General features: G+C 66.2%; 16 protein-coding genes. 9 read left to right on the top strand and 7 right to left on the bottom strand.

All coding sequences use genetic code 11. The features are described from left to right. Positions 1–5: 5 nt before the first annotated feature. Genes C7R54_RS12525 through C7R54_RS12515 form a run of 3 tightly spaced genes read right to left on the bottom strand, consistent with a single transcriptional unit; the run spans position 6 to position 8,517 of the window. Positions 6–6,071, bottom strand: coding sequence for a DUF4347 domain-containing protein (locus C7R54_RS12525; RefSeq protein ID WP_129150764.1), 6,066 nt, complete (start codon positions 6,069–6,071; stop codon positions 6–8). Between the two features lie 3 nt (positions 6,072–6,074). Beyond that, positions 6,075–6,929: an efflux RND transporter periplasmic adaptor subunit gene (locus C7R54_RS12520; protein WP_240039497.1), complete on the bottom strand. Its 855-nt coding sequence runs from the start codon at positions 6,927–6,929 to the stop codon at positions 6,075–6,077. A 13-nt stretch (positions 6,930–6,942) separates the two neighbouring features. Next, positions 6,943–8,517, bottom strand: coding sequence for a TolC family protein (locus tag C7R54_RS12515; protein WP_129150763.1), 1,575 nt, complete (start codon positions 8,515–8,517; stop codon positions 6,943–6,945). Between the two features lie 332 nt (positions 8,518–8,849). Here C7R54_RS12515 and C7R54_RS12510 point away from each other — a divergent pair, with 332 nt between their 5' ends. The 7 genes from C7R54_RS12510 (at position 8,850) to cysW (ending at position 14,635) form a co-directional block, all read left to right on the top strand. Next, positions 8,850–9,443, top strand: coding sequence for a phosphoheptose isomerase (locus C7R54_RS12510; RefSeq protein ID WP_129151050.1), 594 nt, complete (start codon positions 8,850–8,852; stop codon positions 9,441–9,443). After that, positions 9,443–10,186, top strand: coding sequence for a BON domain-containing protein (locus C7R54_RS12505; RefSeq protein ID WP_129150762.1), 744 nt, complete (start codon positions 9,443–9,445; stop codon positions 10,184–10,186). The genes C7R54_RS12510 and C7R54_RS12505 overlap by 1 nt, the downstream gene beginning before the upstream one ends. Then, on the top strand, positions 10,183–10,674 hold the full coding sequence (locus C7R54_RS12500; protein WP_129150761.1) for a peroxiredoxin family protein: 492 nt from the start codon (positions 10,183–10,185) through the stop codon (positions 10,672–10,674). The genes C7R54_RS12505 and C7R54_RS12500 overlap by 4 nt, the downstream gene beginning before the upstream one ends. Before the next feature lie 124 nt (positions 10,675–10,798). Continuing rightward, positions 10,799–11,608 carry an NAD(+) diphosphatase gene (gene nudC, locus C7R54_RS12495; RefSeq protein WP_129150760.1) on the top strand — a complete coding sequence of 270 codons (810 nt, stop codon included), beginning with the start codon at positions 10,799–10,801 and terminating at the stop codon, positions 11,606–11,608. A 205-nt stretch (positions 11,609–11,813) separates the two neighbouring features. Then, positions 11,814–12,827: a thiosulfate ABC transporter substrate-binding protein CysP gene (cysP, locus tag C7R54_RS12490; RefSeq protein WP_129150759.1), complete on the top strand. Its 1,014-nt coding sequence runs from the start codon at positions 11,814–11,816 to the stop codon at positions 12,825–12,827. 136 nt (positions 12,828–12,963) lie between these two features. Next, complete coding sequence (gene cysT, locus C7R54_RS12485; protein WP_129150758.1) at positions 12,964–13,797, top strand: sulfate ABC transporter permease subunit CysT; 834 nt, start codon at positions 12,964–12,966, stop codon at positions 13,795–13,797. Between the two features lie 10 nt (positions 13,798–13,807). Then, on the top strand, positions 13,808–14,635 hold the full coding sequence (gene cysW / locus C7R54_RS12480) for a sulfate ABC transporter permease subunit CysW (RefSeq protein ID WP_129150757.1): 828 nt from the start codon (positions 13,808–13,810) through the stop codon (positions 14,633–14,635). Positions 14,636–14,737: 102 nt separating this feature from the next. Here cysW and C7R54_RS12475 read toward each other — a convergent pair whose 3' ends face one another. After that, positions 14,738–15,238, bottom strand: coding sequence for a DUF2127 domain-containing protein (locus C7R54_RS12475; RefSeq protein WP_129150756.1), 501 nt, complete (start codon positions 15,236–15,238; stop codon positions 14,738–14,740). A 152-nt stretch (positions 15,239–15,390) separates the two neighbouring features. On the opposite strand from C7R54_RS12475, the gene C7R54_RS12470 reads away from it, so the two are divergent. Both C7R54_RS12470 and C7R54_RS12465 read left to right on the top strand, forming a co-directional pair. Next, the gene (locus C7R54_RS12470; RefSeq protein ID WP_094851123.1) at positions 15,391–15,873 is read left to right on the top strand and encodes a YajQ family cyclic di-GMP-binding protein; all 483 of its coding nucleotides are present in this window, start codon (positions 15,391–15,393) and stop codon (positions 15,871–15,873) included. A 34-nt stretch (positions 15,874–15,907) separates the two neighbouring features. Continuing rightward, the gene (locus C7R54_RS12465) at positions 15,908–16,237 is read left to right on the top strand and encodes a DHCW motif cupin fold protein (protein WP_129150755.1); all 330 of its coding nucleotides are present in this window, start codon (positions 15,908–15,910) and stop codon (positions 16,235–16,237) included. A gap of 121 nt (positions 16,238–16,358) precedes the next feature. Here C7R54_RS12465 and C7R54_RS12460 read toward each other — a convergent pair whose 3' ends face one another. The 3 genes from C7R54_RS12460 to C7R54_RS12450 all read right to left on the bottom strand — a co-directional run bounded on the left by C7R54_RS12460 (position 16,359) and on the right by C7R54_RS12450 (position 21,233). Beyond that, positions 16,359–18,116, bottom strand: a complete 1,758-nt coding sequence (locus C7R54_RS12460) for a hydantoinase B/oxoprolinase family protein (RefSeq protein WP_129150754.1) — start codon at positions 18,114–18,116, stop codon at positions 16,359–16,361. A gap of 4 nt (positions 18,117–18,120) precedes the next feature. Further along, the gene (locus tag C7R54_RS12455; RefSeq protein ID WP_129151049.1) at positions 18,121–20,166 is read right to left on the bottom strand and encodes a hydantoinase/oxoprolinase family protein; all 2,046 of its coding nucleotides are present in this window, start codon (positions 20,164–20,166) and stop codon (positions 18,121–18,123) included. An 83-nt stretch (positions 20,167–20,249) separates the two neighbouring features. Further along, positions 20,250–21,233, bottom strand: a complete 984-nt coding sequence (locus tag C7R54_RS12450; protein WP_129150753.1) for a Bug family tripartite tricarboxylate transporter substrate binding protein — start codon at positions 21,231–21,233, stop codon at positions 20,250–20,252. Positions 21,234–21,357 lie beyond the last annotated feature (124 nt).

Here is a 21,357-nt window from a genome sequence, read left to right as displayed (position 1 = left end):
ATCGTTCACGTATTGGGACCGTTATTGGGACCGTGCAAGGCCCGCGCGAGATGCGCAAGGCGCTCCAGCGCGCCGGCGCCGCTACGCTGCCGCGCGGCTTGCTGGAGCTGCTCGCTCAGCGCCAGGCGTCCCGCCTGCCCTGCCTGCCCTCGCTGTCCCTCTCCGGACGTTGCGTGGGCGAGTCCGTCCGCCAGCGCGTCCGACCGGCTGCCCGCATCGGCGGCGCCGTGGAAATCGACCTGGCTTTGCGCCGCGCCCAGGCGCAGATGGAAGACGGTTGCCGCCTCCTTGCCGGCACCGTCGCGCGCGATCACCCTGATCGCGATATCCCCGGTCATCCCGCTGGGCGCCTGGACGACGAACCGGCCGAGGCGGCCGTCGAAACGCAGCCAGGCCGGCAAGGGCCTGCCATCCGACAGGCCCGCCGACAGCCGAACCGTGGCATTGGGATCGGTATGGGCGAACGCATCGGCCGGGATATCGAATTCGCTGCGGCCGGACAACAGCACCGACCGGGCGGCGATGCCCTGGTACAACATCAAGCCCTGGAAGCCCGGCGACGCGGGCACGATGACGACGTGGAAGCCATCGCCATGGGTCATGGCTCCCGGCTCCGCGCGGCCTTGGTCGCGCATGGCTTCGATCAGCGAGGTGAGACGGTCGACCGGGGGTTGTGAATAAACCAGCGCGTTCAGGTTTCCGGCCACCAATACCGATTGAACGGATGCGTCCAGCGCTGGCGACGCGCCGGCGGCATCCGGCGGCGGCGCGGTTGGCCGGCCAGCATCGGCCATGGTCCGGATCGATGCCGATGGACCGTCGTGCGGCAAGGGTTCGACGCCGGCAAAAATCGGCGCCGGCGGACGCGGCAACGGAGGCGGCGGCGCAATCGCGGTGGGCGGGGCGGGCGGCGGCTCGGAAGGCGGCGTCTCCGCCGGCGGCGACGGCTCCGCGGGCGGTGGCGGCTCGGTGCCCTGGCTGGGCGGCGGCGCAATCACGCTGAGCACGCCGCTGGCGCTGCCGCGGTTGCCCGCGAGGTCCGTGATGATGGCCGTGACGTTGTAGCTGGCGCCAGCCGTCAAGGCGATGCTGCCGCTTGCCGGGATGGCCGACGCCAGATCGAGAGACCAGTGGCCGCCGGCCGGAATGACGTCGTAGCTTGCGCCGCCCACGGTCACCGTCAATACATCCCCGGCCGCCAACGTGGCATCGCCGCTCAATACCGGCGTGAGGCTGGAAGACTGCACCGGGTCCACCGTCGGCGCCGCCGGTGGCGTCATGTCCAGCACATAGGCCTGCGACTGAGGGGCGCCCTCGTTGCCCGCGGCATCGACGACGCGTAGCACGATCGTTCCGCTGCCCGCCAGCGTCACGCCGTCCCAGGCCAGTGACGTGCCGGAGACCTTGCCGGTGATATCCACCCACGTCGCGCCGTTATCCAGCGAGCCATAGACCCTGTCGCCGCTGTCCAGGGCGTGGTTCAGGGTCGCCGTGATGGTCTGGCCCGCAGCCGACGTGATGAAATCGGATCCGGACGCGCCGGTGTCCGCGGACAAGGCGAGATCGCCGAAGGCAACCGAAGGCGCGGTCGCGTCGATCGCGATGTCCTTGTTCGCGCCGAGCGAGCCGGCGGCGCCCGGGAACGGCAGACTCAGCACGGCATTGGCGTGCGCGCCACTCGTTCCCTCGATGGTGCTGCCATGCAAGGACAGCGCGCCGACGCCGCTGTAGTCCAGGTCAGCCACGTCCTGGCCCGCGCCTATGGTGTAGGTGAAGGTGAGCGTGTCGGTACCCGAACCGCCGGCATACGTGGCCACTCCGCCGTTGTTCAATGCCAGCGTAGGCCCTGCGCCCACCGGGCTCACGGTGACCGCCTCGCTGAAGGTCAGCACGATGGTCACGCTGTCGCCAGCCTTGTACAACCCGTTGGGCGTCCCCGATGTGACACTGGTAATCTGCGGCACTCCGCCGTCGACCGTGACGCCTGCCGTAGTGCCTATTCCGTTCAGCGTCGATATCGCACTGTTGCCGGCGAGATCCTTGATACTTCCGCCATTGGTGCTCAAAGCGCCGACGGTGATGCCGTCGAGATCCAGGTCGCCATTGGCCACCGTGTAGCGAAACACGAGGTCGCTGGTTCCCGAACCGGACTGGTAGTACGCGTAGACCGTGGTGGACCCGATGGTCAGCGCGATGCGGGGCGTACCGCCCGAGGCGTCCACCGTCACCGCCTCCGAGAAATTGACCGTGAAGTCGAGGTTGTCATTGAAGGTGTGGAGGCCGTTCGCAGGCACCGCCACGCTGTCGACCACCGGAGCCGTGGTATCGAGCACATAGGATTGGACGGTTTCCGCGGAAGCGTTTCCTGCTAAGTCCTGTACCCTCGCCCGGAGCACGCCCGAACCGGTGAGCGTGGCCATGATCGACCAGGTGTTGCTGCCGACGGCAGCCGTGGCGCCGGTCCATGTCTGGCCACCGTCCAGCGACACCATGACTACCTCACCGCTTTGGAGATTGGCGCTGAGCGTGCCGGATACCACTTGCCCGGAAGCGTTGGTGATGAAATCGGTAGCCGAACTGCCTGTGTCGTCGGAAAACGCGATGCTCGATACCGTAGTGGTCGGCGCGGCGGTATCGAAAGCGATGGACAGGTTGGAAGAATTACCCGGATTGCCCGCGGCATCGGTATACGCGCCCGCCACGATGCCAATGCTGGCGGTGCCGCCATTCATGTCTCGTGTCGGCGTGAAAATCGTCGTACGGACGTACCCTGTACCGCTCAGGAAGCCGAGGGTGCCGCCGTTGACGCGGACGTCGTTGATATCGAACGTCGTACCTGGATCTTCGCTGAACGTGAACGTGATCGTCGCCTGTTCGCCGGCCTTCAGCGAGGAAGCGCTGCTGCTGATGGTGACGGACGGCGCGGTGTGGTCCAGCGTGTAGGTCTGGCCGCCACTATATCCGGCAGCGATATCGACGCCGCCGCCGTTGCGGATACCGGTGCCGCTGCCGTTCAGGTCCAGGCGCAGCGTCCCGTCGCCCGAGAGACTGTCGACGAAGATGGTATAGGTGGTGCCGCTGCCCGAGACCGAAACGATACGGCCTGCCGCGGTGCCTGTCGTGGACAATGCGAAGTCGCTTGCATCCACGCCCGCCACGGCCTCCGAGAACGTAACGGTGTAGGAAAGGGAGGACGTCGATGCAGTGACTGCCTGACCCGCTCCGCCGGCACGTACGATGGAAGCGACTGTCGGCGGCGGATCCGTCACGGTAATGGTGAAAGCCTGTTGGCTGACATTGCCCGCCGCGTCGGTCGCGGCGACATAAACCTTGTAGGAGCCTACGGAAAGGGAGGCCCCCACCACCTGCAATGTCGATCCGGCGATGTTGAACCTCACGTTGTCGGCATCATTGGCACCGTTGCCCGCGGCCAGGCTATATGTCACGGGGAGACCATCGCTCGACGACAACGTGGCTATGTTCGCACCGGCGTTGGCGGCGCTGGCAAGCACGGTAGACGAGGATAGCGTGACGTTGGCCGGCGCGGCAGTGTCGACCGTAATCGAGTTCGCCGAGGATGCGGCTGACACGTTACCCGCCACATCGGTGGCCTTGGCGGTGATGCTGTGGGTTCCTTGCGCCAGCGTGGTCGTCGTAATGGACCAGACGCCCCCCGCCGCAGTGGTCGATCCGAGCACGGTGATGCCATCGCTATCGTAGAGCGTGACGGTGCTGCCTGTCTCCGCCGTGCCCCGGAAGGTCGGCGTCGTGTTGCTGGTAAGGCCATCGCTGGGCGAGTAGCCCGTATCCGAAGCGCTGTCCATGACCGGCGTGGAGGGCGTGGCGGGCGCGACCATATCGAGCACGTACGCCTGGCTGAAGGTGGCGCCCTCATTGCCGGCCGCGTCCGCCACCTTGAGCAGGAGCGTACCGCTTTGCGCCAGCGTCACGTCCCACACCAGTTGGGTGCCCGAGACCTTGCTGGTGAGGTTGGTCCAGCTGGCGCCGTTGTCCAGCGATCCGTAGACCACGTCCCCTGGCGCGAGCGCGCTGCCAAGCGTGGCGGTGACGTCGGTGGCGGCGATCCTGGTGATGAAGTCGTGAGCGCTGGCGCCTGTATCAGGGGTGAAGGACAAGCTGCCGAAAGTCACGGACGGCGCGATATTGTCGACCGTGGCGTTGGTGGTGTCGGCCGTCGTCCGGGAGTTTCCGGCGTTATCCGTCACCGTAACCGAGACGTTGCGGTTCGTGGCCTGGATGGCGCCGCTGGTAATCGTATAGGTGGCGATCCAGGTGCCGCCCGAATTGGTGGCCGCCACGGCGGCGCCGCCGCCGAATTGGGTGAAGTTGACGGTGACTCCGGAGAGGGTGTCGGAATTGTTGTCGCCGCCGGCCGTATTGTTCCAGGTGACGGTAACGGTGTCGCCTATCTTGAAGGCGCCCCCGCTGCCGGTCGCGCCGCTGATGGAGATGTTTGCATCGGTGACGGTCGGCGCCGCCGCATCGACGGTCAGGTTGGTGCTGTCGGCCCGGGTGGTGGTGCCGGCATCGTTGCTGGCGCTGACCGCCACGTGTCGATTGACGGCGTCCAGCGCCGCCGCCGTGATCGTGTAGCTCGCCGTCCAGACGCCGCCGGTATTGGTCGCCAAGACGGCCGCCGGGCCGCCGAACTGCGAGAAGTCCATCGTCACGGTGGTCACTTCCGCATTATTGTCGCCGACAGCGGTGTTGTCCCACACGGCCGTGACGATATCGCCTATCTTGTAGGCGCCGCCGAGTCCCGTGCCGGAGGAAGTGATGGCGACATGTCCGTCCGTCACCGTCGGGATAGCCGGGATGAGCTTGACATTGGCGATGTCGAAATTCTGGAACAAGCCGAAGTCGCTGGAACTCAGGACCACCTGGGTGACATGGTCCAGCGATGTGCTGAAGCTGGACAGGGTCTGCCACGCGTCTGACAGGGAATTGATGGTGAAGCTCGCCGTATTGCCATTCGCATACGTCAATGAGATGGCCAGGCTTCCTGAAGTGACGCCCGTGTTGAATGACTTCAGGTCGAACTCGTAGCCAGGCTGTATCGAGATGGTCAGCTTGATATCGTTGCCGCCGGCGGTCCCTTCATAGGCGTAGAGGCCCTCGCTGCCATAGGAGGTGTCCATGCCCATGCCGCCAAAACCCGTCCCCCCTGTAAACGTGACCGTCGCGCCGTCCACCGTCTTGCTCACGGTCATGGACGAGTAGTCCGCGTCCGCGTCGGTGAGCGTGACCACGGTAAGCAGGCCGTGGTAGTCCGCGATGCCCAAGGCCTGCGCGTCGATTTTTCCGGCATGGGCCTCCAGCGTCCAGTCGCCGCCCAGCTCCGCGTCCCCCGTCGCATTGGTCGACGCGGCGACATCGGCGCCGGTGATGCGCGCCAGGTCGTCCAGGAACTGCTGGCCGTCGCTTCCCGCCGCCACGTCGCAACCGTAAAGCAGGATGTCGCCGCCGGCGTTGAGCGCATGCCCGATGTCGGCCAATTCGGCCTGCACGGTGGCGGAAGACAGCGTGGCGTCGTTGAGGATGTCCGCGCCCAGGTTCAGGGTACCTTCCGAACCATGCGACAGGATGTGTATGGCGTCGTACCCGCTGTTGTTCTGGGCCCAGGCGGCGATCTGCGCGAGGCCGTCCTTGCTGCCGTCGTACTCGACGATGGCCACGCCAGCGCGCACGCCGGCCTCCAGGGTGCGGTAATCGGCGACCGACGTATCGACGAAAGCCACTTCCTTCCTGCCGTTGTTCGTGCTGGCGTCGGCATCGCGCACCTGATGCACGGACGCCGCCGCGGCCGCTTCGGCGGCCAGCGCCGCCGCATGGGCGGCATCGGCTTTCGCGTCCGCGCCGTGCGCCGCCGTGGCCACCGCCGCGCCATCGAACATGAAGCGCGGTTCCAGGGACAACAGGCGGGATGCCCGCCGCAAGGGCCGCCGCCCGGAAACGGCGGCCGCGGGGGCACGGAATTGCTGGAGCAGCCGGAAAGCCAGGCCAGTACCTGGAAGGAGGGTAGAAGGGAAGGCTGGAAGGAGGTCGCTCATGGATTACGATCCGCTGGGGGGTGCCATCAGCACCTTGCCGCTCATGCCGGCCATGAGCTCGCTGAAATTGCCGTCGATGACCGCGGTCAGCTTGATGGATTGGCTGACCGGGTCCACCCGGGCGCCGATACGCTGCACCTTGGCCGGATAGGTTTTGCCGGTTTCGTCGATAACGACCTGGAAGTGCTGGTCAGGCTTGAGCCAGATCAGCCATTTGCTGGGAACGATGAAACTCAATTCCAGGGCGGAATCGTCCAGGATCTCCAGCATGGCCTGGCCGGGCTGCACGTATTGCTGGGGGCGCACCCGCTGCTCCGCGACGCGGCCGTTGAAAGGCGCCTCGATCCGGCACTTGTCCAGCACGATGGCGGCCAGCGACACTTCGGCGCGCGCCTTGTTCGCCTCCGCTTCGGAGACTTCCAGCTCGACCTTGCCCACCGAGTTCAATTGGGCCAGCCGTTTGTTGGCCGCGTAGGTGCGGTCGGCCGCCGCCAACGCCGCCCGGGCTTTCTGCGACTGCGCCTGCTGCAAGCCGCAATCCAGTGTGACCAGCGTCTGGCCGGCCTTGAAACGCCCGCCTTCCGGGACATCGATGCGGCTGATCTTGGCCCCTATTTCGGCGGCGATGGTGGTGTAGCGGCGCGGCACCAACTCGGCACGGATATCCTGCCTTTCCATGGCCGAGCCCCCGGCCGCGGGGACCATGAGGGCCGCCGCGCCCGGCGGCTGCAGCGGCGAGGTTCCGGTTTCCTGGGCGTGGGCCATGCCGCCCGCCAGCAGCGGGACGAACGTCGAGGCGAACACCGAGGCCGCTGCTGCCGCGAAATGGCCGCGACGCGCGGAGAGCCGATTCGGCATGCCGTTCTCCCTTTCAATGCGCGGCGGCCGACACCGCCACCTGCGGCGCGACCTCGTCCGCCACGCCCTTGCGCCAATTCTCCATGGACGTGGCAACTTCGCGCGTCAACGCCTGCAAGGACAATTCGCTGACGCTGCCGATGGCGGGCTCCATGCCCATGGTGGCTTGCAGCTTGCCACTGGCGTTCTGCAACTGCGACAGCGATTGGTAACGGCGCAGCAGGCTGAGAATCGCAACGGTGTGTTCCGACACCTCCTGCAGCTTGCTTTGCGTCTCGGCGGCGGCGCGGTTCCTGGTCTGCTCGGCGATCTGCGCATCGGCCCGCGAGATCTGGTCGGCGCGCTGGTATTGATTCAGGGCAGCCTCGTACGCCAGGCGCGATAAATGGACCTTCGCCAGCACGGCCATCTGCGTGGCGATGCGCCGCTGGTCGGCCAGCTTGACGCCCGCGTCGGCCAGTTTCTTCCGGGACGACGCGGACAGCAGGTTGAATACATTCCACGACAGCTGCATCCCCGTCTCGTTCCAGGTCTTGTTGATCAGGTAGCTGTCGGTGTCGTGCCGCACGCCGAAGTTGACCGACAGGTTCGGGAACAGCTTCAACATCGTGCGCCATGTCTCTTCCGACGCGATGCGGCTGGCATAGTGCTGTTCGCGAATATCGGCATTCTGGGTCAGGGCCAGCTCCTCCATGCGCTTGACCGGCATGTCGCGCAGCACGGTATCCACCTTGTCGCTGGGCTCCTCGACCCGGAAGTCCTGGTCGAGCGGCGCGTTGATCAACTGGGCGAGCTCGATATGGCCGGCGTCCAGTTCCAGCTGGATGCCTTCCAGCAGGTTCAGGCTTTCCAGCAACTGGCGCTGATAGCGCAAGGCATCGATAGGCGCGCGCAGGCGCTCGGCCTGCACTTTTTCCGAATCCTGCAAGGCGCCTTCGGCCACCGCGATGGTGCGCGCGACCTGGTCATGCAGTTTCTGGGCGCTGACCGTGCGCCAGAACGCCGTGCGGACGTCCTGCACCAGCACGTGCATCGCCTTGCGGCGGCGTTCGCCGGCAATCAGGACGCGGTCCGCCTGCTGCTTCGCCTCGATGTAGCTCAGGCCGAAGTCGAGCAGGTTCCAGGTCAGGCCCAGGTCATAGGTCTTGTGCGTGCGCGCGGTGGAGATATACGGGTGGCTCAGCGACGGTTCGCCGGTCACCGAGTCGGTGCTGTCGGTGATCAGGTCCTTGTTGCGGTGGCTGTAGCCGGCCTGCGCCATCAGGCGCGGCAGCATGTCCCAGCTGGCGGTGTCCAGCTGGTCGAGCGCCAGCGCCTCTTCCATCATCTTGACGCGACGGTCCAGGTTGTACTTCAAGGCCCGCGCGATGGCTTCGTCCAGCGACAGCGGCCCCACGATAGGCTCGACGTCCTGGCGAGCGGCGGCCAGGTCGGCCGCCGTCCCGCGGGCCAGTTCATCCTGTGTGAGAGGGTGCAGGTTCACCGTGCCGCAGCCCGCCAGGATGAAGGGGGCGGCAAACAGGATGACGCGATTGAGAAAGGCGGGCTTGCGACGCGGGCTCGATGCTTTTGTTTGGGATGAATCCATGACGCCGGGGAGGAGTGAGGCGCAGGATCACCGGAAGCGATCTCGTGAAGTCCTTGCGCGCAATTTTACGAAATAGTCACGATGTAGTTACAAAACCTTACGGTGTCGTATTCTAGACGAAAGCAGACGTTTAAAAGCGCCAAATAGCGGACCTATGTTCCCCTGCTTCGAGCGCCCGAGGGCACGGGGTGGCCGGCGGCGCCATCGGCCGGGCGGCCGATACTCCGCGATAGCCGCCGCCAGCCCGGATGGCGATGGCCATGAGGGGGATGCAAATCCTCATCCCGGGACCGAAAAAAGGTCCCCGTCCCCGTGAGATAATCGCCGCCATGATGGATATGACCGCCCGCATGACCGCGCACTTCGACGACGCGGTAGCCGTGCATGAACAGAGCCGCGACGCCCTGGCGCCCTTGCTGGCGGCCGCGGCCGACATGCTATTCAGCGCCATCGCCAATAACGGCAAGATCCTGGCCTGCGGCAATGGCGGCTCCGCCGCCGACGCCCAGCACCTGGTCGCCGAACTGGTGGGCCGCTTCGAGCGCGAGCGCCTGCCGCTGGCCGCCGTGGCGCTGAGTACCGACACCGCCATCCTCACCGCCGTGGGCAACGACTACGGCTTCGAGGAGATCTACGAACGCCAGGTCAGCGCCCTGGGCCAGCCCGGCGACGTGCTGGTGGCCATTTCGACGAGCGGGAATTCGCCCAATGTCGTGCGCGCCATCGAAGCCGCGCACGAACGCGAGGTCCACGTCATCGCCCTTACCGGCAAGGGCGGCGGCACGGTTGGGGAACTCATGACGGATCACGACATCCATATCTGCGTGCCACACGACCGCACCATGCGCATCCAGGAAGTCCACGGCCTGATGTTGCATGCACTTTGCGACGGTATCGATGCCTTGCTGCTGGGAGACCCCGAATAATGACCCGAAACCGCACCCGTACCGCCCTGCTGGCCCTAGTCCTGGCCGGCGCCACCCTGACGCTGTCAGCCTGCATCGCGCCTGTGGTGGTGGGCGGCGCCGCCGCCGGCACCGCCGTGGTGGTGACCGACCGCCGGTCCTCCGGCGTGCAGCTGGATGACCAGAACCTGGGCTTCAAGGTCCAGCACGCCATTTCCCAGAAGCTCGGCGACACCGTACGCGTCGACGCCAACGTCTATGAAGGGCAGGTCCTGCTGACCGGCGACGCGCCGACCGAGGCCGCCAAGACCCAGGCCACGGCCATCGCGAAAGCGCAGGACGGCGTCAAGACGATCTACAACGAAATGGTCGTGGGCCAGCCGGCCAGCTTCGGCACCCGCTCCAACGACACCTGGCTCAGTTCCAAGGTGCGCACCAGCCTGCTCAACACCAAATTCGTGCCTTCCGGCTCGATTTCCGTCACGACCGACCGCAGCGTCGTGTTCCTTCAGGGAAAAGTCACCCAAACCGAGGGAGACTATGCAGCCAATGCGGCCGCCGAAGTCAGCGGCGTGCACAAAGTGGTAAAACTCTTCAAGACCATCAGCCGGGAAGAGGCGGTGCACCTGTCGGGTTCCTATAGCGATCCCACCGGCACGAGCACCAAGGCGCCCGGCTCGGCGCCCGTCGAGAACGCCCCCGGCGCGGACAGCACCGCGGGCGGGGCAGGCGGCGGCGCCGTTGAATCGCTACCGATCAAATGAAAAAACTCGTCTTCGTCTTCGCGCTGGTAGTGGCGGCGGGCATCGCCTCCTGGTTCGTCTGGCGGCCCGCGCAGGCCGCTCCCGATGTCGCCTTCGCCGCCATCGATGGCCAGAAACTGGCCCTGAAGGACCTGCGCGGCAAGGTGGTCCTGGTCAAGTTCTGGGCAACCGACTGCGTGACCTGCATCAAGCAGATGCCGGACACCATCGCCGACTACAACAAGTACTCGGCGCAAGGCTTCCAGACCGTGGCGGTGGCGATGAACTACGACCCGCCCAACTACGTGCTGAATTATGCGCAGACCCGCAAGCTGCCTTTCACGGTGGCGCTGGACACCAAGGGCGATGTCGCGCGCGCGTTCGGCGACGTGCGGCTGACCCCGACGGCCTTCCTCATCGACAAGCAGGGGCGCATCATCAAGCGCTATCTGGGCGACTACGATCCCGCCGCTTTTCACGCGGAAATCGAGAAAGCCCTGAGAGGGTAACCCCGCAGCCGCCCCCAAGCCCCTTGCCGTGCAAGGGGCTTTGCACGTCAGGACCCTTTTTTTCCGGATGATCGCGGCTGTGTCAGCCCGACCCGGCCCCTCATCGAACGCCCAGGATTTACCCATGTCGCTCCCGCCGCTCGCTCCCAGCACCTCGCCTGCTCCCTCGGGGGCTTATCTTTTCGCCTTTCGCGGCGGCGAGCTGCTGGTGCGGGAAGAAGGACCGGTGCTGCCCCTGGACGAAATCCGTCATCACCTGGCCAGCCCCGACGCGGCCTGGAACGCGATAGGCACGCACCGCGGGCAAGCCTGTCTGGCCCTGGCGCTTGGCCGGGACAGTACGCCGCCCCCCGGCTACGTCTTCCGCCGCCTGCGTGAGGTGATGGGCGAACTGGAGGCGCCGGCCGGCGTCCTCGCAGGCCGCGCCTTCCAGGTGGCCGAATGGGCGCGCACGCATCGCTATTGCGGCGTCTGCGCAACGCCGACCGAGCGGGTGGCGCACGAGTTCTGCCTGAAGTGCCCCAAGTGCGGCCACAGCAACTACCCACGCATTTCCCCGGCCATGATGGTGCTGATCAAGAAAGGCGACAGCATCCTGCTCGCGCGCAACGCCAATTTCGCCGCGGCGCGCTACAGCGCGCTGGCCGGTTTCGTCGAGGCCGGTGAGTCCCTGGAGGAAACCGTGCACCGCGAGGTCCTGGAGGAAGTGGGCCTGCGCGTGCACCAGCTGCGGTATTTCCAGAGCCAATCCTGGCCGTTCCCGCATTCGCTGATGCTGGCCTTCACCGCCGAATACCTGGACGGCGAGATCCAGGTCGACGGTACGGAAATCATCGATGCCCGGTGGTTCGGGCCGGGGGATGCCCTGCCCAATATCCCGCCGACCGACTCGGTGGCCGGCCTGCTGATCCGCGCCAACCTGCCGCAGCCATAGGCGCCGGCCAGGTCGCGCATAGGCCCGACATCCCGCATTATTTCCATAAGAAATATATAAACGAATATTTATTCTTTTACGTTAGTTAGACTCCCCGGCATCATCGGGGTCAGTTACAGCGCGATACGCATACGCAAGATATGGCCTTAACAGCCGGCCCCTTCTCTTCGCGCTGCCGGACCACCCCGTCTTCGCGGAGCCTTCCTTGATCAGCCGTCTTTTCGCCGCCTCTTTCACCGCTGCCTCCCTGCTGGCCGGCGCCGCCGCCCAGGCCCAGCAGTCGCAAGTCCTGCTGAACTCGTCCTACGATGTCGCGCGCGAATTGTTCTCCGCCATCAATCCCAAGTTCGAGGAAAGCTGGAACAAGACCAACGACACCAAGGTCAAGATCGAGCAATCGTTCGGCGGCACGTCGCGCCAGGCCCAGTCCATCATCCAGGGCCTGAAGGCCGACGTGGTGACGTTCAACCAGGTGCCGGACGTCGATATCCTCGCCCAGCGCGGCCTGGTCGAGAAGAACTGGCAGCAGCACTTTCCCAACAACAGCTCGCCGTACTACAGCACCATCGCCTTCCTGGTGCGCAAGGGCAATCCCAAGCACATCAAGACCTGGGACGACCTGGTGCGCGACGACGTGAAGGTGGTGTTCCCCAACCCCAAGACCTCGGGCAACGCGCGCTATACGTACCTGGCCGCCTGGCTCTACGCCAACGAGAAATTCAAGGGCGATGACGCCAAGACGCGCGCCTTCGTGGGCAAACTGCTGCACAACGTGGAAAGCTTCCCCACCGGTGGCCGCGGCGCAACGGTGGCTTTTGCCCAGAACAACCAGGGCGATGCCGTGCTGACTTTCGAGTCCGAGGTCAACAATATCGCCAAGAGCGATGAATTCAAGGCCCAGGGTTTCGAGGTCGTGGTCCCGCCCGTCAGCGTGCTGGCCGAGTTCCCCGTCGCCGTCGTCTCCAAGGTCGCCAAGGAAAAGGGCACGGAAAAACTGGCGGAGACCTACCTGAAGTTCCAGTACACCCCGGAAATCCAGGCGCTGCTGGCGACGTTCTACTACCGCGTGCGGGATCCGCAGGTCGTGAAGGCCAACGCCGCGCAATTCCCCGAAGTCCGCCTGATCAACCCGACGGACGTGCTGGGCACCTGGGACAACATCACGAAGGTACACTTCTCGGCCAACGGCGTGCTGGATCAGTTGCTGGCGGGCAAGTAAGATCGCCGGCTGGCGCGGTCAGGGACCTGTGTCCCGGACCGCTTGTCTGGAACTGCAAGCCCCTGACCGCCGCCCCCTGCCGCCCGCGCCGGCCGCCTTATTGGCGGCCGTTCGGCTTTAATCCACAACCAGGCCCATGCCGAAATTCTTCCTGCAAAAACCCACGCTGCCCGGCTTCGGCCTGAGCTTCGGCGTGAGCAGCCTGTATATCTCGCTGGTGATTCTCTTTCCCATCGCCGCGCTCTTCGCCTACACCGGCGAGATGAGCCTGGCGCAGTACTGGCGCGCCATCACCGACCCGCGTGTGCTGGCCAGCTACCGCGTCACCCTGGAAGGCGCGGCCATTTCCACCGTGGTGGTCCTGGTGTTCGGCCTGCTGCTGGCCTGGATCCTGGAACGCTACCGCTTTCCCGGCCGGCTCTTCCTCGACGCGCTGGTGGACCTGCCCTTCGCCCTGCCGACCGCCGTGGCGGGCTTGACGCTGTCGGTGCTGCTGGCGCCGGGCGGCTGGGTCGGCCAGTGGTTCGCCCCCTACAAGATCAGCTACGCCTTTCCCGGCCTGACCATCGCCATGATCTTCACCAGCCTGCCCTTCGTGGTGCGTTCGGTGCAGCCGGTGCTGGCCGAGATCGGTCCCGAATACGAGGAAGCCGCCCACACCCTGGGCGCCAACGATCGCCAGACCTTCTGGCGCGTCCTGCTGCCGGCCCTGGTGCCGGCGCTGTTCACCGGCGCTTCGCAAGCCTTCATCCGCAGCCTGGGCGAGTTCGGCGCGGTGGTGATGATCGCCGGCAACATCCCGCTGAAGACGGAGATTACGTCGCTGATGATTTTCGTCCGCCTGTCCGAATTCGACTATCCGGCCGCGTCCGCCATCGCCACCGTGGTGCTGGCGGCGTCGCTGCTGCTGCTGTTCACCCTGCAGGTCTTGCAAGGCCGCCTGCTGCCGTGGCAGCGACCGGGCCGCTGAGGACACCCAGATGCGCAAACCCAAGAACTGGCGTCAGTGGACGCTCATCGCCATCGGCGTGGCGGGCGCGGCCCTGCTGCTTTTGCTGCCGCTGCTGCTGATCTTCGCGCGTGCCCTGTCGGGCGGCTGGTCCATGCTGGTCGAGAACCTGGTGGACAGCGATATGCAGCACGCCATCCTGCTGACCCTGCTGGCCGCCCTGCTGACGGTGCCGATCAACATTGTCTTCGGCATCCTGCTGGCATGGTGCGTCACGCACTACGAGTTCCGTGGACGCGCCGTCCTGACCACGCTGATCGACATTCCCTACGCCACCTCGCCAGTGGTGGCGGGCCTGTGCTACCTGGTTGTCTACGGCGCGGAAAGCGCCATCGGCGGCTGGCTGGGCCGAAACGATATCCAGCTGATGTTCGCCTGGCCGGGCATCGTGATGGTGACGGTCTTCGTAACGTCGCCCTTCGTGGCTCGCATACTCATTCCCCTGATGCAGACGCAGGGCAGCGACGAAGAATACGCCGCGCTGACACTGGGGGCCCACGGCTGGCAGATCTTCCGCCACATCACGCTGCCCAACATCAAGTGGGCCCTGCTGTACGGCACCGTTATCACCAATGCCCGCGCGGTGGGCGAATTCGGCGCCGTGTCGGTCGTGTCGGGGGCCATCCGCGGCAAGACGGTGACCTTGCCGCTGCTGATCGAGCAGCTCAATGACGACTACAAGACCGTGGGCGCCTTCACCGCCGCCGCCTTGCTGGCCTGCATGGCCCTGGTGACGCTGGTGGTGAAGACCGCCATGGAGTGGACGCAGCGGGTGGAAGTGCGCGGACGCACGCACTGAGCGGGCACCTGGCAAGCCGCTCGCAACCATTACGCGCGGCTGTGCACGCCTGGGCGACCACGGCGGATGGCCGCCGCCCCGGGGCCCGGGGGGCACCCGGCCTCAGACGCGCGCCGGCACGGCACGGCGGCGCCACAATTGCGCGGCCAGGAAAATCACGATCAGCGCGTTGGCCGCAACCACCAGCGCCGCGAACGCGGACGGGGCGTGCAGCAGATGGCGCACTTCGAAGGGGATATAGATGGCGCCGGACAAGGCGCCCAGCCACTCTCCCCAGATCCGGTCATGCCAGAGGCCATAGGCCTCCACCAGGCGCAGCGCCACATAGGCGACGGCCAGGCTGACCAGCACGCGCACGCTGGTGTCCTGCAACACGTCGGCATAATGAAGCAGGGTCCGCGGATAGCGGCCGCCCGGGTCCAGCCCGAAATGGCCGATGAGATCGACCACCATTTTGCGCAGGTCATGGTGCAGCAGGCTCAACAGGCCGATGCTGGCCCCAAGCGCCGCCACGCCCTTGAGCGCCTCGAACAGGGCGATGGTGCGTTGCGCGCGCTGCCGGATGGTCACCTCTTTCGGCTGGGGCGGATGGCCAGGATGCATGGTGTTCCTCCTGCGGGGACAGCGAGTTAGCATAACGCGATCGCGCGGCCGCCAGGGCGTGGGAAAATCACGCCTGCTGGCGCCGGCCAGCGCGCCTGATCGGGCGCCGGCCGGGCCGGACCGCGGATTCAATCATTGCACAGGACACCATCATGCCTTCTTTTGACGTCGTTTCCGAAGTCAACAAACACGAATTGAGCAATGCCGTCGACCAGGCCAACCGTGAACTGTCGACCCGCTTCGATTTCAAGGGCACCGACGCCAAATACGAACTCGAGGAGTTCGTCATCACCCAGGTCGCGCCGTCCGAGTTCCAGCTCAAGCAGATGCTGGATATCCTGCGCGGCCGCCTGACCGCGCGCGGCATCGACCCCCGCTGCATCGACGCCGCCGACGCCAACGTCAACCTGGGCGGCGCGCGCCAGAAGATCACGCTCAAGCAGGGCATAGAGCAGGCCGTTTCCAAGAAGCTGATCGCCGCCATCAAGGCTGCCAAGCTCAAGGTGGACACCCAGATCAATGGCGACAAGCTGCGCGTGACCGGCAAGAAGCGCGACGACCTGCAAGCCGCCATCCAGCTGTTGAAGAAGACGGACGTGGACCTGCCGCTGCAGTTCGACAATTTCCGCGATTGAGACATATCGGCGGCCACACTACAGAGACGCAAACATGCAGATCAGCAACATCCCCTTCGGCACCACGGACTGGTCCACCATCGAACCCACCCATCATGCCGGCGACACCGGCCATGCGCTGTGGCGTACCCGCCAGTTCGGCGACATCCGCGTGCGCATGGTGGAGTACACGCCCGGCTACCTGGCCGACCACTGGTGCAGCAAGGGCCATATCCTGCTGTGCCTGGAAGGGCGCCTGGATACGGAACTGGAAGATGGCCGCCGCTTCACGCTGCTGCCGGGCATGAGCTACCAGGTGGCCGACCAGGCGGAGGCGCACCGGTCGTCCACCGATATCGGCGCCAAGCTGTTCATCGTCGACTGACGAGGCGGTGCACCGGCCGGGGCCGCGCCTCCCGGCGATGGGCCGCCGTGCATTCCTGCGGGCCCACCATGGCCGCCCCCGCGAACGACGTCGCCGCGCGGGGCGCCGTCCCCGGTGTCGCTCAGCCGTTTCCGCCGGCGGGCCTGGCCAGCGGCCCGGCCAGCGTCACCAAGGCGTCCGCGCTGGCGCCATAGGCCGACTGCGCGGCCGCCAGCGTGACCTTGCCGTCGAGCAGGTCGCGTTGCAGCGCCTTTTGCGCACGCGCCGCGGGCGCGCCGTAGCCGCCGCCCCCGGGCGTTTCGATGCGCACGCTTTCGTCGGCCTGCAAGGTGATGTTGGCGGTCTTGGAAAAGAGTTCTTCCTGGCGCGCGGTGCCGAAGTTGCGCAACAGGCGCGCGCGCCGTCCGTCCGCGCCGCCATCCACGCCGGTCGCCACGCCCACGGTGTGGCTGTCGGAACGGGCCGAGAAGACGATGCCCGGCACCAGCGCGCGGATCTGCTTGGCGATGGACATGCCGCCGCGGGTCCGGCCCGCGCCGCCGGAATCGGGAATCATCGCGTACTCGTCCATCAACAGGGGATATTCGTTTTCCAGCGCCTCCACCGGGAGGTTGGAGGTATTCGTCATGTGGACGTGGATGGCATCCATGCCATCACTGTCGTAGCGCGCGCCGGCGCCGCCGCCCAAGGTCTCCAGGTAGACGAACTCGCCGGCCCGGGTGCCCCATTTGCCGGAGAACACGATGGCGGGGCAGCAGTCATTGCCGGACGCCATGATCTTCTCGGGCGGCAGCAGGCCGCGGAACGCGCCGAAGATGGCGCCGGCGACCTTCTGCGCGGTGATCGAACGCGCGCCGACGGCGGCGGGGTGCTCCGGATTGGTGATGGTGCCCAGGGGCGCCTCCACCGTGATGGGCTCGAACAGGCCCGCGTTGGGCGCGATATCCGGGTCCAGCAAGGCCTTGACCGCGTAGTACACGGACGCCCGCAAGGCGTTGACCGGCAGGTTCATGGCGCCGCGCGCCTGCTTGCCCGATCCGGCGAAATCGAAATGCAGTCCCTGCGGGCGCACGGTCAACGTGACCTGGATGCGCACGGGGTCCCCGCCCATGCCGTCATCATCGAGGTCGCTGTGGAAGGTGTAGCTGCCCTGCTTCAGTTCGGCGATGCGGTTGAGCAGGCGGCGGCGCGTATAGCGGATGACGTCCTCCACCGACCGCAGCACGGCGTCAAGGCCCATCTGGCGCACCAGGCCCTGCACGGCCGCGGCGCCACGGCGATTGGTGGCCATCTGCACGCGCAGGTCGAGCAGGCGCTCTTCCGGATCGCGGGTGTTGGCGCAGATCAGGTTGAGCAGGTCCTCGTCGATCTCGCCCGCCCGCGCGATGCGGCTGACCGGGATGCGGATGCCCTCGGCGAAGATCGAGCCCAGGCCGCCGGCGATCGAGCCCGGCACGGGGCCGCCGACGTCGGAATGGTGAGCGATGTTGGCCGCGAAGAACCGCAGCGTGCCCTCCCAGAACACCGGCGTGACGATATTGATGTCCGGCAGGTGGCTGCCGTTGGCCAGGTAGGGATCGTTGCAGATGAAGACATCGCCATCGGCGATCTTCGCCACCGGGAAGCGCGCCAGGATGGCCTGCATGGCGCCATCCAGCGACCCCAGGTGCAGCGGGATCTGCGTGCCCTGCGCCACCAGGCGGCCGGCGGCATCGAACAACGCCACCGAGCAGTCCTTGCGTTCCTTGATGTTGGTGGAGAACGATGCCCGCACCAGGGTGTTGTTCATGTCTTCCGTGATCGACAGCAGCCGATTGCAGAAGACCTCCATGCCGATAGGATCGGCCAGATCGTCGTCAGTGCGTTGGATCTCGGTCATGGTCCTAGCCTCGCAGGGTGATGATCAGGTTGCCGTAGTCATCGACGATGGCGCGATGGCCGACGCCGATGATGGTGGTGGAACTCATTTCCTCGACCAGGGCAGGACCCTGGAATGCCGCGCCGGTGGGCAGGCGGTTGCGATCGTAGACCGGCGTCTCGACCCATCCGTGCGCCGCGCCGAAATAGCTGGCGCGCGTGCCGATCCGGGCGCCGTCCACCGTGCCCTCCACGCGGCGCGGCGCCAGCGGCGCCTTGATGACCTGGCCTACCGCCTGTACGCGGCAGTTGATGATCTGGATGGCGCGGTCGTCCACGTTATAGCCATACTCGCGCTCGTGCGCCTGGCCGAACGCGTCGATGAACGCGGCCAGGCCGTCCGGGCCGGTATCGTCCAGCGGCACCTGCACCTCGAAGTTCTGGCCTTCGTAGCGCGCGTCGATGGCGCAGTGCGCCGCGCGCAGCGGTTCGGCCACGCCCTCGGTCGCCAGCCAGGTCTGCGCCTGGTCGCGCAGCGCGTTGAAGATGGCGGCGACCTTGGCCCATCCCTCGGGCCGCGCCAGCGTGATCTCGCTGCGTACGAAATCGAAGGAAATGTCACTGAGCAGGATGCCGCGCGCGCACATGGTGCCCGGCTCCTGCGGCACGATGACGCGCGGGATGCCGCACTCCTCGGCGACTTCCACCGCGTGCAGGGGGCCGGCGCCGCCGAAGGCGAACAGGGCAAAGCGCGACAGGTCGTGCCCGCGTTCGGTCGATACGGCCCGGATGGCGCGGCTCATGTTGGCGGTGGCGATACGCAGGATGCCTTCCGCCGCGGCTTCCACGCCCAGGCCCAGCGGCTTGCCGACTTTTTCCTCGATCACCGCGCGCGCTTCCTTCGCGTGGACCGGCATGCGGCCATTGAGCAAGGCCACCGGATTCAAGCGCTGCAAGGCGATCTCGGCATCCGTGATGGTCGGCTCGACGCCGCCCCGGCCATAACCCACTGGTCCCGGCACGGCCCCGGCGCTGTGCGGCCCGACCTTCAGCGCACCGGCATCGTCCATCCATGCGATGCTGCCGCCGCCCGCGCCGATGACGTGGATGTCGACCATGGGGGTCTTCACCGGATAGCCCGCCACCTGGCGGTGCGAGGTGAACAGCGGCTTGCCTTCGCAGATCAGCGATACGTCGGTGCTGGTGCCGCCGACGTCGAAGGTCACCAGGTTGGGGCTGCCGATCACCCGCCCCACGGCTGCCGCGCCGACCACGCCCGCGGCCGGGCCGGACAGGCAGGTGCGCACGGGGAACTGGCGCACGCTGGCGATGGACATGAGGCCGCCATTCGAATGCACCGTATGCGGCTCATGGGCAATGCCCAGCTCGCGCACGCGCTGCAGGAACAACTCCAGGTAGCGCGCCATGCGCGGCCCCACCGCGGCGTTCAGCACCGTGGTCGACAGGCGCTCGTACTCGCGGAATTCGGGCAGGACTTCGCTGGACAGGCTGATGTAGGCATCCGGCATTTCCTCGGCGACGATCTCGCGCGCGCGCAGTTCATGCGCGGGGTTGCGGTAGGAGTGCAGGAAGCAGATGGTGACCGCGCCTATGCCCTGCTCGGCGAAGTAGCGCGCCGCCTGCCGCACCGCCTGTTCGTCCAGCGCCTCGCGCACGCGGCCGCTGGCCTCGACGCGCTCGCCGACTTCGATGCGGAACTGGCGCGGCACCGCCACCGGCGGCTTGCCCACGCTGTAGTCGTAGAGATGCGGCCGGGTCTGGCGGCCGATCTCCAGCACGTCGCGGAAACCGCGCGTGGTGATCAGGCCGACGGCGGCGCCCTTGCGTTCGATGATCAGGTTGGTCGCCACCGTGGTGCCGTGGCCCACATGCGACACCTGCGAGGCTCGCACGCCATGTTCGCGCAACATGCCCTCGATGCCGGAGGCAATGGCTTGCGACGGATCGTGGGGCGTGGAAGGAACCTTGTGAAAGTGCACCACGCCGGCGCTTTCGTCGATCATGGTGAAGTCGGTAAACGTGCCTCCGACGTCTATGCCGATACGGTACATATCGTTTTTCATCCTGGGTTGGATATCGGTGTTTGGGAGTAGCGCGCCGCGCCGGCGCCGGCGCGGCGGGGTTCAAGCGTGGTTCAATCGAGACGGATGTTGGCCTGCTTGACGACCTTGCACCACTTCGCGGTTTCGTTCTTGATCAGACTGGCGAAAGCGTCGTTGGCGATGCTGGACACTTCGGCGCCCTGTTCTTCCAGATAGGGCTTTAGCGACGGACCGTTCTGCACGTCCACGATGGCCTTGCTCAGGCGGTCGCGGATATCGGTGGGCAGATGCGGCGGCGCCAGCATGCCGAACCAGACGATGGCCTCGAAGCCCGGATAGCCCGATTCGGCCACCGTGGGGACATCGGGCAGCAGCTTGCTGCGTTGCGAGGAGGTCACCGCCAGGGCGCGGATCTTGCCTTCCTTGATGTAGGGATAGGATGTCATCACCACGTCCATCATCATGTTGACCTGGCCGCCGAGCAGGTCGATCAGCGCCGGGCCGGACCCGCGGTAGGGAACATGCGTCATCTTCACGCCGGCGGTGCTGGTGAACAGCGCCGACGCCAGGTGGTTGGAGGTGCCCGGGCCGTTGGACGCGTAGGTGTACTTTTCCGGATCCTGCTTCAGCAACTGTACGAATTCCTGCAGGTTGCGCGCCGGCACGTCCTTGTTGATCACGATGACGTTGGGGATGGTCGCCACCACCGCCAGCGGCGTGAAGTCCCTGGCGGCGTCGTAGGGCAGCTTGGGATAGATGCAGGGCGCGCTGCCGTGCGTGCTGACGGAACCCATCAGGATGGTGTAGCCGTCGGCCGGCTGGCGCGCGACGTAGTCGGTGCCCACCGTGCCGCCCGCGCCCGGGCGGTTTTCCACGATCACATTGGCGCCCAGCTGCTTGCCCAGGCCGTCGGCCAGCTTGCGGGCGATCAGGTCGGTCGACCCGCCGGCGGCGAAAGGCACCACCAGGCGGATGATCTTGTCATTGGGCCAGGAAGCCTGGGCGGAAACGGCGGATAGCGCCACGATGGCGCCCGCGGCCCATGCGCCGCACCTTCGGATAAGGCCTGCATTCATCGATATTCCCCTTTTTGTCGCCTTGCGGTGGCCCCATGGCCCCGCGACGCTTGCTACGGGAACATCCTAGGATCGGGACCCACCGGCCGTCTCCGTTTTGCATTTATAGTCACATCAACGTCAT

Source organism: Achromobacter aloeverae (genome assembly GCF_004121055.1).
Classification (GTDB): domain Bacteria; phylum Pseudomonadota; class Gammaproteobacteria; order Burkholderiales; family Burkholderiaceae_B; genus Bordetella_C; species Bordetella_C aloeverae.
Note: the sequence above shows the minus strand (reverse complement) of the source record. Positions and strands in the feature narration are given on the sequence as shown.